14 protein-coding genes are annotated in these 15,769 nt (G+C 71.5%); 10 read left to right on the top strand and 4 right to left on the bottom strand.

The window, feature by feature from the left end:
• The first annotated feature begins 434 nt into the window (after positions 1–434).
• The 7 genes from ACUKCB_RS14020 to ACUKCB_RS13990 all read left to right on the top strand — a co-directional run bounded on the left by ACUKCB_RS14020 (position 435) and on the right by ACUKCB_RS13990 (position 9,099).
• On the top strand, positions 435–1,217 hold the full coding sequence (locus tag ACUKCB_RS14020) for a TIGR03936 family radical SAM-associated protein (protein WP_473036045.1): 783 nt from the start codon (positions 435–437) through the stop codon (positions 1,215–1,217).
• A gap of 158 nt (positions 1,218–1,375) precedes the next feature.
• Entirely contained in the window at positions 1,376–4,483 is a 3,108-nt protein-coding gene (locus ACUKCB_RS14015) for an Rne/Rng family ribonuclease (RefSeq protein WP_473036044.1), read from the top strand.
• A 279-nt stretch (positions 4,484–4,762) separates the two neighbouring features.
• Positions 4,763–5,074, top strand: coding sequence for a 50S ribosomal protein L21 (gene rplU, locus ACUKCB_RS14010; RefSeq protein WP_191273694.1), 312 nt, complete (start codon positions 4,763–4,765; stop codon positions 5,072–5,074).
• A 13-nt stretch (positions 5,075–5,087) separates the two neighbouring features.
• On the top strand, positions 5,088–5,348 hold the full coding sequence (gene rpmA / locus ACUKCB_RS14005) for a 50S ribosomal protein L27 (protein WP_191272926.1): 261 nt from the start codon (positions 5,088–5,090) through the stop codon (positions 5,346–5,348).
• A gap of 130 nt (positions 5,349–5,478) precedes the next feature.
• Positions 5,479–6,843, top strand: coding sequence for a GTPase ObgE (gene obgE, locus ACUKCB_RS14000; RefSeq protein WP_473036043.1), 1,365 nt, complete (start codon positions 5,479–5,481; stop codon positions 6,841–6,843).
• Between the two features lie 99 nt (positions 6,844–6,942).
• Positions 6,943–8,106 (top strand): glutamate 5-kinase, encoded by a 1,164-nt coding sequence (gene proB / locus ACUKCB_RS13995; RefSeq protein ID WP_473041005.1) that lies wholly within the window; start codon positions 6,943–6,945, stop codon positions 8,104–8,106.
• A gap of 108 nt (positions 8,107–8,214) precedes the next feature.
• The gene (locus ACUKCB_RS13990; RefSeq protein WP_452546676.1) at positions 8,215–9,099 is read left to right on the top strand and encodes an alpha/beta hydrolase fold domain-containing protein; all 885 of its coding nucleotides are present in this window, start codon (positions 8,215–8,217) and stop codon (positions 9,097–9,099) included.
• 38 nt (positions 9,100–9,137) lie between these two features.
• Here the strand turns inward: ACUKCB_RS13990 and ACUKCB_RS13985 are convergent, their stop codons facing one another.
• Genes ACUKCB_RS13985 through ACUKCB_RS13970 form a run of 4 tightly spaced genes read right to left on the bottom strand, consistent with a single transcriptional unit; the run spans position 9,138 to position 13,079 of the window.
• The gene (locus tag ACUKCB_RS13985; protein WP_473036042.1) at positions 9,138–10,247 is read right to left on the bottom strand and encodes a phosphotransferase family protein; all 1,110 of its coding nucleotides are present in this window, start codon (positions 10,245–10,247) and stop codon (positions 9,138–9,140) included.
• Complete coding sequence (locus tag ACUKCB_RS13980) at positions 10,244–10,993, bottom strand: SDR family oxidoreductase (protein ID WP_473036041.1); 750 nt, start codon at positions 10,991–10,993, stop codon at positions 10,244–10,246. The genes ACUKCB_RS13985 and ACUKCB_RS13980 overlap by 4 nt, the downstream gene beginning before the upstream one ends.
• Positions 10,990–11,826, bottom strand: coding sequence for an SDR family NAD(P)-dependent oxidoreductase (locus ACUKCB_RS13975; protein ID WP_473036040.1), 837 nt, complete (start codon positions 11,824–11,826; stop codon positions 10,990–10,992). The genes ACUKCB_RS13980 and ACUKCB_RS13975 overlap by 4 nt, the downstream gene beginning before the upstream one ends.
• Complete coding sequence (locus ACUKCB_RS13970) at positions 11,823–13,079, bottom strand: acyl-CoA dehydrogenase family protein (protein WP_473036039.1); 1,257 nt, start codon at positions 13,077–13,079, stop codon at positions 11,823–11,825. The genes ACUKCB_RS13975 and ACUKCB_RS13970 overlap by 4 nt, the downstream gene beginning before the upstream one ends.
• A 40-nt stretch (positions 13,080–13,119) precedes the next feature.
• On the opposite strand from ACUKCB_RS13970, the gene ACUKCB_RS13965 reads away from it, so the two are divergent.
• The 3 genes from ACUKCB_RS13965 (at position 13,120) to ACUKCB_RS13955 (ending at position 15,643) form a co-directional block, all read left to right on the top strand.
• Positions 13,120–13,704, top strand: coding sequence for a TetR/AcrR family transcriptional regulator (locus ACUKCB_RS13965; protein ID WP_473036038.1), 585 nt, complete (start codon positions 13,120–13,122; stop codon positions 13,702–13,704).
• A gap of 58 nt (positions 13,705–13,762) precedes the next feature.
• Positions 13,763–14,218 (top strand): type II toxin-antitoxin system PemK/MazF family toxin, encoded by a 456-nt coding sequence (locus ACUKCB_RS13960; protein WP_473036037.1) that lies wholly within the window; start codon positions 13,763–13,765, stop codon positions 14,216–14,218.
• A gap of 150 nt (positions 14,219–14,368) precedes the next feature.
• Positions 14,369–15,643, top strand: a complete 1,275-nt coding sequence (locus tag ACUKCB_RS13955; protein ID WP_473036036.1) for a glutamate-5-semialdehyde dehydrogenase — start codon at positions 14,369–14,371, stop codon at positions 15,641–15,643.
• Positions 15,644–15,769: the final 126 nt, after the last annotated feature.

Below are 15,769 nucleotides of genomic sequence, written 5' to 3'. Positions count from 1 at the left end.
GTGCGCGGTCTCTTGCGGAGAAGAAGGTGTACGGCCCGGCGCCCCGCTCGCGCCGGGCCGTACGTGAAGTAAGACTCGCGGGGTGCGCGGGGGGTTGCCATCGATTCGGGATTTTCTTTGGATTTTTTTTCCGGAACCCCGTGTTCTGGTGGTGAATGCCGGTTCGGCATCCGCCCGGATCCGGACGGGACTTTTCGATCGCAGGTCATCGGGGGAGATACCGGTATGCGTAGTCCTGTTGGCGCATGTGCACCGCGGCGCACCGTACGCTGAACAGGACGAGGAACAGCCCCTGCGGGCCGCCACAACCGGCCCGGACCCAGGGGGCACTGAGGAAAGGAGTTGAGCTGCCCCCCGCACACGAGGGCACCACCTCACCCTCCACCGCCAAACCCGGCCAACGGCTCCGCGTCCGCTATGCCAAGCGCGGACGCATGCGCTTCGCGAGCCATCGCGACATCGCCCGGGCACTGGAGAGAGCCCTGCGCAGGGCCTCGGTACCCGTGGCGTTCTCCGCTGGCTTCTCACCACACCCCAAGATCTCCTACACCGGTGCGGCCCCGACCGGGGTCGCCAGCGAGGCGGAGTATCTTGAGCTCACCCTGGCCCAGGACCGCAGGCCCGAACAGGTCAGGGACGCGATCGACGCGGCCATGCCCGACGGCGTCGACGTGGTCGAGGTCGTCGAGGCCCGCACCCAGGGCCTGGCCGACCGGCTTCAGGCCTCCCTATGGCGGGTGGAGATGGTGGACGTCGACCCTGACGACGCCGCCGAGGCGGTGGCCACCTATCTGGCCGCCGAGAGTGTCGAGGTGGAACGGATGACGAAGAAGGGCCGACGCCGCTTCGACACCCGCCCGGCTGTCCTCGGCATCGAAGTGTGTAGCGGTTCCCACGGGCGCGCCCCAGAGGACCGACACGCGACATATGCCATACTTCAAATGGTCATACGGCACACGACACCTGCTGTACGACCGGACGACGTGCTGACCGGCCTTCGCCAACTGGCCGACCTCGCGCCGCCGTCATCACCGAAGATGACCAGGCTGGCGCAGGGGCCACTGGACGAGGCGACAGGTGCGATCGCCGATCCGTTCGACGCGGACCGACCCGAAGTTCCCGCCACAGGGAGCAACGGTTCCGCGCACGACCAGACGAACGATCGACGCACCCGCGCACCACGGCCGTCATCGCCCATGACGGGGCCGTCGCAATGAACGGCCCCAACGCGGGGAACATGGGCGAAACCACAGGACTTTGCCCCGGAGACACCCCGGTGTCTCCGGCGCCGACACAGCGACGACAGCTCTCGTGAGCCGCGCCGCCGACCGAGAGGTCGCGGCGCGCCCGAGGGCTTTGACGGGAGACCGCCCGGATGCTCGACAACGAGCCCAACAGCGGTGCCGAAGAAGGCACCGAGGGTACAACCGAAACAACCGAGAACAGGGCGGCGACGCCCCCTCCGGGGGACGGCGGGGTACGGGTGACCACACCCGCGCCCGCCAAGGGCGCTCGCCGCGCGGCAGGGCCACCCCCCGAGCCCGACGACGTCTTCTCCGCTCCCACCATGCCGGTCACCACCCTGGCCGGCTCCGGTGAGGGCGGCACGGTCAAGACCTCGGTGTCCACCCCCAGTTCGCGCAGGCGCACGGTCCGAGCCGCCGGCCGTCCCGAAGACGCGCCCGCGGCCCCTGCGCGCCGCAGCCGCGCCCGGGCCGCCGCGCAGGAAACGGAGGGGGCCACCACCGAACCGGCCGGGCCCGAGGAGTCCGGCAACGGGCCCGAGGAGGGCACCGGAACCAGGAGCCGTACCCGCGGCAGGACGCGCACTCGCGCCGCCAAGGCCACCCAGGCGCCCGCGCCGGTGACCGAGCAGGAGGCCGAGGAGAGCTCCGAGTCCGGCGGCAGCGTCTTCCAGCCGCCCGGCGGCATGCTCTTCCAGCCCCCGGTCGCCAGCGCCCCCGCCCCGACCCGGTCCGGGAAGGACCAGCAGGTCGAGGCCGAGGCCCCGGACGAGGCGGAGGAGACCGCGGAGAGCCCCGCCGAGGAGACGGGTTCGGACGAGCGCCCCAGCCGTCGTCGCCGCCGCCGCGGCGGACGCGGCCGCGGACGCTCCCGCGGTGCCGAGGACGACGAGAACGAGAACGGCCAGAGCGACCCCGCCCCCGCACAGGCCGGCGCCAAGGACAAGGAGCGGAGGCAGGACGACCGGCCCGCCGCCGAGGAGCACGGCTCCGCGGGAGGCGAGTCCGGTGACGACTCCGCCGACGACGAGCGCGGCAGCCGTCGTCGCCGTCGTCGCCGCCGCCGGTCGGGCTCGGGTGGCGACACCACCAACGACGACCCGCCCAACACCGTGGTCAAGGTGCGCGAGCCGCGCCAGGAACGGCCCATCGAGGACGAGGTCCAGGCGGTCCGCGGATCCACGCGTCTGGAGGCCAAGAAGCAGCGCCGCCGCGAGGGGCGTGAGCAGGGCCGGCGCCGGGCGCCCATCGTCACCGAGTCGGAGTTCCTGGCCCGTCGTGAGGCGGTCAAGCGCGACCTGGTCGTCCGCCGGACCGGCGACCGCACCCAGATCGCCGTCCTGGAGGACGACGTCCTGGTCGAGCACTACGTCGACCGGGCCACGCACCGCTCCTACGTGGGCAACGTGTACCTGGGCCGGGTGCAGAACGTGCTGCCGTCGATGGAGGCGGCCTTCGTCGACATCGGCAAGGGCCGCAATGCCGTGCTGTACGCGGGCGAGGTCAACTGGGACTCCTTCGGCCTGGACGGCCAGCCCAAGCGCATCGAGTCGGTGCTCAAGTCCGGCCAGTCGGTCCTGGTGCAGGTCACCAAGGACCCGGTCGGACACAAGGGCGCCCGTCTGACCAGCCAGATCAGCCTGCCCGGCCGCTACCTGGTGTACGTGCCCGCCGGTTCGATGACCGGTATCAGCCGCAAGCTCCCCGACAAGGAGCGCGCACGTCTCAAGCAGATCCTCAAGAAGGTGATGCCCTCCGGTGCCGGTGTGATCGTGCGCACGGCCGCCGAGGGCGCCAGCGAGGAGGAGCTGGAGCGCGACATCATGCGCCTGGCCAAGCAGTGGGACTCGATCAAGCGCAAGTCGAAGTCGGCCAACGCTCCCGCCCTGCTCAACAGCGAGCCCGACCTGACGGTGCGCGTCGTGCGCGACGTGTTCAACGAGGACTTCTCCAGTCTGGTCGTCTCCGGTGACGAGGCCTGGACCACCGTCCACGAGTACGTGGACTACGTGGCTCCCAACCTCGCCGAGAGGCTCTCGCACTGGGACGAGGACCGCGACGTCTTCTCCGCCTACCGGATCGACGAGCAGATCAACAAGGCCCTCGAACGCAAGGTGTGGCTGCCCAGCGGAGGTTCGCTGGTCATCGACCGCACCGAGGCCATGACCGTGGTCGACGTCAACACCGGCAAGTTCACCGGACAGGGCGGCAACCTCGAGGAGACGGTCACCAAGAACAACCTCGAGGCGGCCGAGGAGATCGTCCGGCAGCTCCGCCTGCGCGACATCGGCGGCATCATCGTCATCGACTTCATCGACATGGTGCTGGAGTCCAACCGGGACCTGGTGCTGCGCCGGATGCTCGAATGCCTCTCCCGGGACCGGACCAAGCACCAGGTGGCCGAGGTCACCTCGCTCGGCCTGGTCCAGATGACCCGCAAGCGGGTCGGTCAGGGTCTGCTCGAAGCCTTCTCGCACACCTGCGACCACTGCAGCGGCCGCGGCCTGATCCTCTCCGTCGACCCGGCGGAGGGCAAGGGCGGCGGCAACGGCGGTCGCAAGAAGAAGAAGGGCAAGGCCGACGCCGAGCCCTCCGGTGACAGGGCCGACAAGCAGGAGAAGGCCGATAAGGCCGAGAAGAAGGAGGCCGCGGACAAGCCCGAGGACGGCGACGGGAGCGCCGACCAGGGCGAGCGGACCGCCGACAGGGCGGGCAGGGCCGACAAGCCGGAGAAGGGCACCAGGAAGAGCCGGAGCCGCAAGGCTGCGGCGGCCCCCGAGCCCGCTGCCGAGTCCGAGCCCGCTGAGGCCGACACGGCGGGGAGCGAGCCCGCCGAGGCCCCCGAGGCGGAGCAGGCCGCTCCCGCGAAGAAGACGCGCAAGCGCTCCTCCCGCGCTAAGAAGGCCGCCGAGCCTGCCCCGGAGGCGGAGGAGCCCGCGCCGCAGCAGGAGGAGCAGACCCCGGAGCAGCCCGAGGCCCCCGCGGCCGAGGAGCCCGCCCCGGCGAAGAGGACCCGCAGGCGCACCAGCACCCGCAAGGCCGCGACGGCCGACAGCGGTGAGGGTGAGCAGGCGCAGGCGAGCGGTGCCGAGCAGGCCTCGGACACCGACGCCGCAGAGGCACCCGCCGACGGTGACGCCGACGGCGCCACCGAGCGGCCCAAGCGCCGCCGTACGCGGCGGACCAAGACGGCGGTGACCTCACCGACCGGTGGTTCCACCGCTGTCGACGCCGGCTGACCGGCGGTAGAGGCGGGACAGCAGCCCGGTCCGGACCCCGTAACGAACGGGTCCGGACCGGGGCATGTGTGCGGTCCTGTGTCGGGTCGATGGTAATCTGATGGACGGTGCGTCGGCGCGCCCCAAATGTTCGCGCGCCCCGAGACCGCAGTGCTCTCCACCAAGGTGGGTTTGTTTCCCTCAGATCCCCGCGCCCCGCTACAGGCGATTCGTGGATCGTGGCATCACGGTCATGAGTGAGCGCATTATTCGTTGAGCGAGCAGGAAGAGAGTTCCCCGGTGTACGCGATCGTGCGAGCGGGCGGCCGACAGGAGAAGGTGTCTGTCGATGACGTCCTGAACATCGACAGGGTCTCCGACGAGACCGGCGCCACCCTCACGTGGCAGCCCATCCTTGTGGTCGACGGTGACAACGTCATCAGTGAGGCCAGCAAGCTGAGCGGCTACACGGTCACCGCCGAGGTCCTCGGCGAGACCAAGGGCCCCAAGATCAACATCATGAAGTACAAGAACAAGACCGGTTACAAGAAGCGCCAGGGGCACCGCCAGAAGCACACCCAGGTGCGCGTCACCGGTATCGCGGCGAAGTAGGAGGCCTGGAGAAATGGCACATAAGAAGGGCGCTTCGTCCAGCCGTAACGGTCGTGACTCGAACGCCAAGCGCCTCGGCGTGAAGCGTTTCGGTGGTCAGTCCGTTTCGGCCGGTGAGATCCTGATCCGTCAGCGCGGCACCAAGTTCCACCCCGGCGCCAACGTCGGCCGTGGTGGCGACGACACGCTGTTCGCGCTGGTCGAGGGCGAGGTCAAGTTCGGCAGCTTCCGCGGCCGCAAGGCCGTCAACATCGTTCCGGTCGCCGCCGAGTAGGCTGCGCCGTAACAGCGTTTTTCGGGGGCGGGCCAGGGAACACTGGCCCGCCCCTCGCGTTGTCACAGGTGACACGCGTGCAGTACCGGTCCCCGCCGCGCGGTGGGGGCCTTGAGCAACGGGGAGAACTATGCCTGACTTCGTCGACGAGGCGGTCTTGCACGTCAAGGCCGGGAACGGCGGGCATGGTTGCGCCTCCGTGCACCGGGAGAAGTTCAAGCCGCTGGGCGGGCCGGACGGCGGCAACGGCGGCCGCGGCGGCAACGTCGTCCTGGAGGTCGACACCCAGTCCGCGACGCTGCTCGACTACCAGCGGCGCCCGCACCGCAACGCCCCGAACGGCACCCCCGGGCAGGGCGGCCACCGGGCCGGGGCCAACGGCCGGGACCTGGTGCTGACCGTGCCCGACGGCACCGTGGTCACCAGGGACGACGGTGAGGTCATCGCCGACCTGGTCGGCCACGGAACCCGCCTGGTCCTGGCCCAGGGCGGCAGCGGCGGCCTGGGCAACGCCGCACTGGCCTCCAAGAAACGCAAGGCCCCCGGCTTCGCCCTCAAGGGCGAGGAGGGCGAGGCCTTCGACGTGCGCCTGGAGATGAAGACCATCGCCGACGTCGGCCTGGTGGGTTTCCCCAGCGCCGGAAAGTCGTCGCTGATCGCCGCGATGTCCGCGGCCCGGCCCAAGATCGCCGACTACCCGTTCACCACTCTGGTCCCGAACCTGGGCGTGGTGGAGGCGGGCGCCACCCAGTACGTCATCGCCGACGTCCCCGGCCTGATCCCGGGCGCGAGCGCGGGCAAGGGGCTGGGGCTGGAGTTCCTGCGCCACATCGAGCGCTGCTCCACCCTCCTGCACGTGTTGGACTGCGCCACCTACGAACCGGGCCGTGACCCGGTCAGCGATCTGGACGCCCTGGAGGCCGAACTGGCCGCCTACGGGGAACAGGCCGGGGTCGACCTGTCCGACCGCCCGCGCATCGTCGCCCTGAACAAGGTGGACGTGCCCGACGCCCGCGAGCTCGCCGACATGGTCACCCCCATGCTCCAGGAGCGCGGCTACCGGGTGATGGAGGTCTCCGCGGCCTCCCGCGAGGGCCTGCGCGAGCTCTCCTTCGCCCTGGGCGAGCAGGTCTCCGCCGCCCGTGCGGCCGCCCCGGCCGCCGAACCCACCCGTATCGTGATCCGCCCCAAGATGATCGGGGACACCCCCTTCGAGGTCGTGCCGCTCGGCGACAACGCCTTCCAGGTACGCGGCGACAAGCCCGCCCGCTGGGTGCGCCAGACCGACTTCTCCAACGACGAGGCCGTCGGCTACCTCGCCGAGCGCCTGAACCGCCTCGGTATCGAGGAAGCGCTGGCCAAGGCCGGTGCCACCCAGGGCGCCGAGGTGCACATCGGCACCGAGGAGGACTCGGTGGTCTTCGACTGGGACAACTCCATGGACGCCGAGGCCGTCCCGTCCGGCCCGCGCGGAACCGACGCCCGGCTGGGCTGACCCGCGCGGGGACCCGCAGCTCCACACCAGCCGGACCCACACAGGTACGCGCACGGCGCCCCGAGCGGGCGCCGTGCCACGGATGGAAAGCCCCTCGTGGTGCACAGCGCAGACATTGAGAAGCAGCACATCGACCCCCTGGAGCTGGCCGGTCGCGCGGCGGTCGCCGCGGCCCGCAGGGTCGTGGTCAAGGTGGGGTCCTCCTCACTGACCACCCCGGACGGTCTGATCGACTCGGGCCGGATTCGCGACCTGGTCGAGGTGCTGGCCGCCCGCCGGGCCGTCGGCCAGGAGGTGATCCTGGTCTCCTCCGGCGCCGTGGCCGCCGGGATGTCGCCGCTGGGGATGACACGCCGCCCGCACGACCTCGCCTCCCAGCAGGCCGCGGCCAGCGTCGGCCAGGGGCTGCTGGTGTCCTCCTACGCGGCCGAACTGGCCGGGCACGGGCTGACCGCCGCCCAGGTCCTGCTCACCGTCGAGGACATGATGCGTCGGGTGCAGCACCGCAACGCCCAGCGCACCCTGCGCCGCCTGTTGGACATCGGCGCCCTGCCGATCGTCAACGAGAACGACACCGTCGCCACCCACGAGATCCGGTTCGGTGACAACGACCGACTGGCCGCGCTGGTGGCGCACCTGATGCGCGCCGACGCCCTCGTGCTGCTCTCGGACGTGGACGCCCTCTACGACGGCAACCCGGCCGATCCGGGCACCTCGGTGGTGCACCTGGTGCGCGGCCGGACCGACCTGGACGGCATCGACATCGGCAGCACGGGCAAACGCGGTGTGGGGACCGGGGGCATGGTCACCAAGGTGGACTCGGCGCGCATCGCCACCGAAGCGGGTGTGCACACCGTGCTGACCTCGGCCGCCAACGCCCGTGCCGCACTGGCCGGGGACCGGGTGGGCACGTTCTTCGCCCCCGCCGCCGGCCGCCGCCCCTCCGCCCGCCAGCTGTGGCTGGCGCACGCCACCGCGGGGCGGGGCAGCCTCGTCCTGGACCCGGGCGCGGTCAACGCGGTGGTCACCGAGAAGGCGTCGCTGCTGCCCGCCGGGGTGATCAGGGTGCGGGGCGAGTTCAGCGCGGGGGACCCGGTGGACCTGCGCGACGAGGAGGGCGTGGTGGTCGCCCGGGGCCTGGTCAACTACGACGCCGCCGAGGTCCCCGACCTGATGGGGCGTTCCACCCGCTGGCTGGCCCGCGAGATGGGGCCCTCCTACGAACGGGAGCTGGTCCACCGCGACGACCTCGTGGTGCTGTGACCCCTGCGGAGGGGGCGAACCAGCCGAGGTTCCGGGGCGCGCCTCGGCGTGCTGTCGTCGGTCCGTGAAAGGGTCCGTGGGAGGACTTCCGGACAAGGGGGCGATGGTGTGACGAGTCTGGTGGCGCGCGTGCTCTCCCTGGCCCTCCGGGTGGTGCGCAAACGTCCCATGGCGTCCGTGGAGGGCGCCCGGGAGTGGCTCTACGAACCCAAGGACGATCCGGCCCCGCCCAGGTGGGTGGCGCTGCGCCACGAGGTCACCGAGCGCAGGACCGGGGGGTTCGGCGTGTACACGGTCGAGCCCCGGGGCGGCGCCTGCGACAGGGCCGTGCTGTACGTGCACGGCGGGACCTACGTCAGTGAGATCTCGCCCTGGCACTGGGTGTTGATCTCCCGGATGGCCGACACGGGGTGCCGGGTGGAGGTGCCGCTCTACGGGCTGGCGCCCGAGCACACCTACCGGGAGGCCTTCGGTTTCCTGCAGGCCGTGTACCGGGAGCTGCTGGGGCGCGTCGACCCGGGCCGGACCGTGTTCGCCGGTGACTCGGCCGGGGCCGGGCTCGCCCTCGCTCTGGCGCAGACCCTGCCCGGGGCGGGCCTGCCCGGGCCCGCACGGCTCGTCCTGGTCTCCCCCTGGGTGGACCTGACCATGTCCAACCCGGACATCTCACGGGTCGACCCGGTCGACCCGTGGCTGAGCCCGGTGGGCCTGCTGGAGGCCGCGCGCTCCTGGGCGGGCGGCGACGACCTGTCCCTGCCCAGGCTGAGCCCGGTCAACGGGGAGCTGGCGGGCCTGCCGCCGATGGACCTCTACATCGGCACGCACGACGTCTTCCTGCCCGACACCCGACGCCTGCGGGACCTGGTGGCCGAGGTCGGGGGCACGGTGAACCTGAGCGAGGAGGAGGGCGCCTTCCACGTCTACCCCCTGGTCCCCGTCCCCGAGGGCAGCCGGGCGCGCGCCGAGATCCTGCGGACCGTCCAGGAGCTGTGAGCCTCCCCGGGCACCGGGCCGTACCCGGGAAGGCGGAATCAGCGTTCGACGGCGCGGATGATCTTCCCGCAGCGCCGTTCCAGCAGCCGGCAGGCCAGCCAGAAGAACCGGAAGGCCGGGTTGGTGGTCTGCCGGTGGTGGTACCGGTAGTAGATCTGCTGGCAGATCACCGCGAGGCGGAACAGCCCGAACACCTCGTAGAACGCCCACTCGCGGTCGGTGAGCGAGATCCCCGAGCGCCTCAGGTAGTACGCCAGGGCCTCGGCTCTGGTCAGCATCCCGTCCAGGTGGGTGGGCTGGCGGCGGAACAGCCGGAACAGCGGGTCGTCATCGGCCTCCACCCAGTACGCCAACGCCCCTCCCAGGTCCATCAGCGGGTCTCCCAGGGTGGCCATCTCCCAGTCCAGCAGACCGACCGGGCGGGTGGGGTCCCCGGCGTCCAGGACGACGTTGTCGAACCGGAAGTCGTTGTGAATGAGGCAGGTCCGGCGGTCCGGGGGCTGGTTGGTGTCCAGCCAGTCCGTCACCCTTCCGAACGAACCCACGTTCCAGGTCCTGGCGGCCCGGTAGCGCCTGGTCCATCCGGCCACCTGGCGTGCCACGTATCCCTCGCCGCGGCCGAACCCGTCCAGTCCTGCGGCCCCGGTGTCCACCGCGTGCAGATCCACGAGCAGGTCCAGCACGTTCACGCACAGCTTCCGGACCTCTGCGGGGGACAGGTCGACCCCGCGGGGGAGCTCCTTGCGGGGGATCGGCCCGGTGAGGCGCTCCATCACGTAGAACTCCGAGCCGATCACCGACTCGTCCCCGCAGAACGCCACCATCCCCGGGACGTACGGGAAGACCGGGGCCAGCCGGGACTGGACCCGGTACTCGCGCTCCATGTCGTGGGCGCTCCTGGCCTTCCTCCCGGCGGGCGGGCGGCGCAGGATGAGGTCGTGCTCCGGGTAGCGCAGCAGGTAGGTGAGGTTGGAGGCGCCGCCGGAGAACTGGCGCACCTCGGGGACGCCCTCCAGGCCGGCGGTGCCCTCGGCGTGCTCGCGCAGCCAGTCGGCCACGGCGGCGGCGTCGAAGGCGTCCTCCGCACGCACCTCGCGCGCGCCCGCGACACGGCCGTCGGGAGAACCGGTGCCGGGGGATCCGCTCATGCCAGCTTCCTGACCACGGACAGCGGCAGGCGCTTCATCAGGAAGCCGATCGGCGCCCAGGGCCAGGCCGGGACGTAGGCCCTCACCCGGCGCTTCTCGATGGCGGCGACCATGGCGCGCACGCCGGTCTCGGTGTCCACCATGAACCGGGTCTTCTGGGCGACGTGCTCGTTCATCTCCGAGCGGATGTAGCCCGGGTAGATCACGGACACGTCCAGGCCGGGGACGCGTTCGGAGCGCAGCCCCTCGGCGATGGCGGCCACCCCCGCCTTGGTCGCGGCGTAGACGGTCATGGCCTTGCGCATGCCGCGCAGGGCCGACATCGAGGAGATCATCACCAGGTGGCCGCGGCCCTGCTCGCGGAAGATCTCCATGGCCGCCTCGGACTGGGCGAGGGCGCCCACGAAGTTGGTCATGGCGGTCTGCCGGTTGGCGTCGAAACGGCCCTTGCCGAGTGCGGCGCCCTTGCCGAGCCCCGCGTTGACGACGACCCGGTCCACGGTGCCGAACTCGGCGGCGAGCTCCTCGAAGACCCGGAAGACGGCCTCGTCGTCGGTGACGTCCAGGGCCCTGAGCACCACCCGGCGGTCGGGGTGGGCGGCACTGATCTCGTCCTTCAGCGCGGCCATCTTCTCCGTGCGCCGGGCGCACAGGCCCAGGTCGTAGCCGAGGGCGGCGAACTGCCGTGCCATCTCGGCCCCCAGGCCCGCGGAGGCCCCGGTGACGATGATCGTTCCCTTGCTCATGACTGCTTCTCCGTGGTGTTCTTCTGGTCCCGCTCGACACGGCGGCGGACGCCTTCGGCCATCCGGCGCATCGTGCGGTCGTACAGGGGGCGCATCAGGCGCTTGGTGCGTAGCGCGAGGCGTCCCGCCCGGTCGGTGAGGATGACCGGTCTGCCCCGGTCGACGCCCTTCAGCACCTCGGCGGCGATGTCGTCCGCGGTCAGCTTCGACCTGTTGATCAGCCGTGCGGCGAAGGCCTCCACCTCGGGGTCCTGACCGCTGAGGGAGGAGGCGAGGTTGGTGCGGAAGAACGTCGGGCACACCACCGAGGTGGTGATGCCGTAGGGGCCCAGTTCGTGGGTGAGGGTCTCGCTGAGCGCCACCACCGCGGCCTTGACCGCGTTGTAGGAGCTCATCACCGGCGGATGGACGAGCCCGGCGGCCGAGGCCGTGTTGACGATGTGCCCCGAGCCCTGCCGTTTGAACAGCGGGGTGAAGGTGCGGCAGCCGCGGACCACGCCGAACAGGTTGATCTCGGTGATCCAGCGCCAGTCCTCGACGGTGAGGACGTCGATCCGTCCGCCCGCCGCCACCCCGGCGTTGTTGACCAGGACGTCCAGGCCGCCCCAGGTGTGTTCGACGCGGTCGAGGGCGGTGGCCCAGTCCTGGTCGCGGGTCACGTCCAGGCGCAGGTACCCGACGCCCTCGGGGAGGGTGTCGGGGGCGTGTTCGGCGAGGTCGGTGGCGATCACCCGGTCGCCGCGTGCGGCGAGGGCCCGGACGAGGGCGGCGCCCAGGCCCGAGGCGCCGCCGGTGACCAGGACGCGGCGGCCGGTGCCGGCGGGGCGGGTCATCTCCTGGCTCCGTGCTTCATGAGTTCGAGCCGGGCGACGACCCCGCGGTGGACCTCGTCGGGCCCGTCGGCCAGGCGCAGGGCCCGCGCGCTGGTCCAGGCTCCGGCGAGCGGGAAGTCGTTGGACATGCCCGCCCCGCCGTGCAGCTGGATGGCGAAGTCGATGACCTGCTGGGCCATGTTCGGTACGGCCACCTTGATCTGGCTGACCTCGCTGAGGGCGTTTCCTGGGCCGCCCTGGTCGAGTTTCCAGGCCGCGTTGAGTACCAGCAGGCGGGTGGAGTCGATGGCGATGCGGGCGTCGGCGATCCGCTCGCGGTTGCCGCCGAGGTTGGCGATCGGCTTGCCGAAGGCGGTCCGGGACAGGCCGCGTTGGCAGGCCAGTTCGAGGGCCTTCTCGGCCAGGCCGATCAGGCGCATGCAGTGGTGGACGCGGCCCGGGCCCAGACGGCCCTGGGCGATCTCGAAGGCTCGGCCGGGGCCGGCGATGACGTTGGCCAGGGGCACCCGGACGTCGGTGAAGGTGACCTCGCCGTGGCCGCCGGGCTCGTCCTGGAAGCCCATGGTGTCCAGTTGGCGTTCGACCCGCACACCGGGGGCGCTGCGGGGGACGATGACCATGGTGTGCCGGTGGTGGCGGTCGGCCCCGGGGTCGGTGAGGCCCATGACGATGAGCATCTCGCAGGCGGGGTGGCCGATGCCGGTGGCCCACCACTTGCGGCCGTTGACCACGACCTCCTCGCCCACGACCTCGGCGCGCAGCTCCATGTTGGTGGCGTCGGAGGAGGCGACGCCGGGTTCGGTCATGCAGAACGCGCTGCGGATGCGCGCGTCCAGGAGCGGCTCCAGCCACTGCTCCTTCTGCTGTTCGGAGCCGTACCGCAGGAGCACCTCCATGTTGCCGGTGTCGGGGGCGTCGCAGTTGAACACCGCCGGGGCCAGGTGTGAGCGGCCGGTGAGCTCGGCGACGGGGGCGTAGTCGGTGTTGCTGAGACCGGCTCCGCCGAGGGTGCCGAAGCGTTCGGCGTAGGGGCCCTCGTGCCCGGCGGGCAGGAAGAGGTTCCACAGGCCCTGGGCGCGGGCCCTGGTGCGGAGCTCCTCGATGACGGGGAGGGGCTGCCAGGGGTCGCCGTCGGCCCTGAGGGCGGCCAGGTCGCGGTGGTAGGCCTCCTCGACGGGGTCGATCTCGGTCTCCATGAAGGCGCGGACCCGCTCGACGAGGTCGGCGGCGCGGGGGGAGGGTGCGAAGTCCATGCCGTTGACACTACGTCCTTATTGAGCAATGCTCAATAGTGTGAGCGAAGGAGCGCCGCGCCGAACGCGGATGACCCAGGACGAACGCAGGCGCCAACTGGTCGGGATCGGCCTGAGAATGCTGGTGGAACGGCCCATCCAGGAAGTGGCGGTCGACGAGGTCGCCCGGGAGGCCGGGATCTCCCGGGGGCTGCTGTTCCACTACTTTCCGAACAAGACCGCCTTCCACGAGGCGGTCGTGGCGGCCGCCGGGCGCCGGGTGGTGCGCAACACCGCCCCCGACGAGGAGCTGACCGGCTGGGACGCGGTCGCCCAGTTCGTCGAGCGCTACCACGAGCAGGTGGACCGGCGGCGGGAGTCCTACCTCGCCCTGGTGTTCGGCGGGGGGCCGGTGACCCTGGACGGCGGGCTGGTGGAGGACCTGCGGGATTCCATGGGCACCCGCGTGTGCGCCCTGCTCGGCCTCACCGGGTCCTCGGGCCCGGTCGCCCGCGCCTGGACCGCCTACGTGGAGGCGCGCGCCCTCCAGTGGACGGCCGTCCCCGCCGCGGAGCGGGCCACGGACCTGGCAGCGGAGGCGGACCACTGTGTCCGCGCCCTGAGGGCGCTGCTCGACCTCGGCTGATCCCGGGCCGGTCGGGGAGTCGTCCCCGCGGGGACACCGGGCGTTCTAGGATGCGCTCGTGAGCCAACAGACGACGCAGCACAGCAACCTCGGCCGGCACCACCCCCACGAGGGCGCGGTCCGCGAGGTCCCCACCGGGCGCAACGCCACGGAACTCGTGTACGCACCGGAGCGGGACGGGCTCGCCGACGCGGGCGAGATCGTGTGGACCTGGGTGCCCTACGAGGAGGACGCCTCCCGGGGCAAGGACCGCCCCCTGCTGGTGGTGGGCCGCAGGGGCGACCGCCTGCACGGCCTCATGCTCTCCTCGCGGACCCCCGACGAACGCGAGTACCAGGACTGGCTGCCGATCGGCGCGGGCGCCTGGGACAGGGAGGGCCGCGACTCCCACGTGCGGGTGGACCGGCTCTTCGAGCTCGACGAGTCGGCGGTCCGTCGCGAGGCCGCCGTCATGGACGAGGAACTGTTCTGGAGGATCGCAGCGGTCCTGCGCGAACGCTACGGCTGGCGCTGACCCCGCCGACGTGCCGCCGTCTCACCCTGTGGATAACTCCGTGTGCCCGGCGACGGCGCGCTATACCCTGGGGGTGACCCCCCTGACCCGGTGCCCTTCGACGCGGCAGGGCCCACCGGGCCGGGCGGCCTCCGACCAAGAAAGAACCTCATGAGTGACATCGAGCGCGAGGTCCACGCGGTAGCCGAACGTGCCAGGGACGCGGCGGCCGACCTCGCCCCGCTCAGCCGTGCGGTGAAGGACGAGGCCCTGCTGGCCATGGCGGACGCCCTGGTCAAGCGGGCGGACGAGATCACCGCCGCCAACGCCGAGGACGTGCGGCGGGCCCGAGAGGCCGGTACCGGCCCGGCCATGGTCGACCGGCTCACCCTCGACCCGCAGCGGATCGAGGCCATCGCCGACGCCGTGCGCGAGATCGTCGAGCTTCCGGACCCGGTCGGTGAGTCCGTGCGCGGCGGGATCCTGCCCAACGGCCTCGACCTGCGCCAGATCCGGGTCCCGCTCGGGGTCGTCGGCATCATCTACGAGGGCCGCCCCAATGTCACCGCGGACGCCGCGGCCCTGTGCCTCAAGAGCGGCAACGCCGCCCTGCTGCGTGGCTCCTCATCGGCCTACAGCTCCAACACCGCCATCATCGGGGTGCTCCGCGACGCCCTGGCCGGGACCGGGGTTCCGGTCGACGCCGTCCAGATGGTCCCGGGGCGCACCCGTGAGTCCTCCAACGCGCTGATGCGGGCCCGCGGACTCGTGGACGTGCTCATCCCGCGCGGCGGCGGCTCGCTCATCCAGGCCGTGGTCCGCGACTCCACCGTCCCGGTCATCGAGACCGGTGAGGGCCTGTGCCACGTGTACGTGGACGCCGACGCCGACCTGGACAAGGCCGTGGCCATCGCGACCAACGCCAAGGCCCAGCGCTGCTCGGTGTGCAACTCCGCCGAGACCCTCCTGGTGCACGAGGCCGTGGCCGAGGCCTTCCTGCCCCGGGTGCTGGCCTCCCTCGCCGATGCCGGGGTGACCGTGCACGGTGACCCCCGCGTCCTGGAGACCGCAGCCGCGCACCCGACCGGTGCCACCGTGGTCGAGGCCACCGAGGAGGACTGGGCGGCCGAGTACCTGTCCATGGACCTGGCCGTGCGGGTGGTGCCGGACGTGGACGCCGCGCTCGCGCACATCAGGAAGTACTCCACCCAGCACACCGAGGCGATCATCACCGACTCGCTCAGCACCTCCCGGTACTTCGTCTCCCGGGTGGACTCGGCGGCGGTGATGGTGAACGCCTCCACGCGTTTCACCGATGGCGGTGAGTTCGGTTTCGGTGCGGAAATCGGTATTTCCACCCAGAAGCTGCACGCCAGAGGGCCGATGGGGCTCCCTGAAATGACGTCCACCAAGTACGTGGTCACCGGAGACGGTCACCTGAGGTAATCACCCGCCGTTGCTTCGGCCTTGAACGGCCGCCCGGAGAACCGGGCGGCCGTTGTCGTTTCCGCCCACCCCGGAGGCGTTCCCGTGCCCCAGGGGTAGCTTGTGCCACAACGACCGTTTTCCTTC

This window comes from Nocardiopsis moroccensis, from assembly GCF_055763695.1.
The sequence above is the reverse complement of the archived record's forward strand: the minus strand, read 5'-3'. Positions and strand labels throughout refer to the sequence as shown.

Bases quoted from the DNA above. Each gene is read 5' to 3' on its own strand.
- ACUKCB_RS14020 (WP_473036045.1), top strand. From the start codon at position 435: ATGCGCTTCGCGAGCCATCGCGACATCGCCCGGGCACTGGAGAGAGCC.
- ACUKCB_RS14015 (WP_473036044.1), top strand. From the start codon at position 1,376: ATGCTCGACAACGAGCCCAACAGCGGTGCCGAAGAAGGCACCGAGGGT.
- rpmA (WP_191272926.1), top strand. From the start codon at position 5,088: ATGGCACATAAGAAGGGCGCTTCGTCCAGCCGTAACGGTCGTGACTCG.
- obgE (WP_473036043.1), top strand. From the start codon at position 5,479: ATGCCTGACTTCGTCGACGAGGCGGTCTTGCACGTCAAGGCCGGGAAC.
- ACUKCB_RS13985 (WP_473036042.1), bottom strand. From the start codon at position 10,247: ATGAGCGGATCCCCCGGCACCGGTTCTCCCGACGGCCGTGTCGCGGGC.
- ACUKCB_RS13980 (WP_473036041.1), bottom strand. From the start codon at position 10,993: ATGAGCAAGGGAACGATCATCGTCACCGGGGCCTCCGCGGGCCTGGGG.
- ACUKCB_RS13975 (WP_473036040.1), bottom strand. From the start codon at position 11,826: ATGACCCGCCCCGCCGGCACCGGCCGCCGCGTCCTGGTCACCGGCGGC.
- ACUKCB_RS13970 (WP_473036039.1), bottom strand. From the start codon at position 13,079: ATGGACTTCGCACCCTCCCCCCGCGCCGCCGACCTCGTCGAGCGGGTC.
- ACUKCB_RS13955 (WP_473036036.1), top strand. From the start codon at position 14,369: ATGAGTGACATCGAGCGCGAGGTCCACGCGGTAGCCGAACGTGCCAGG.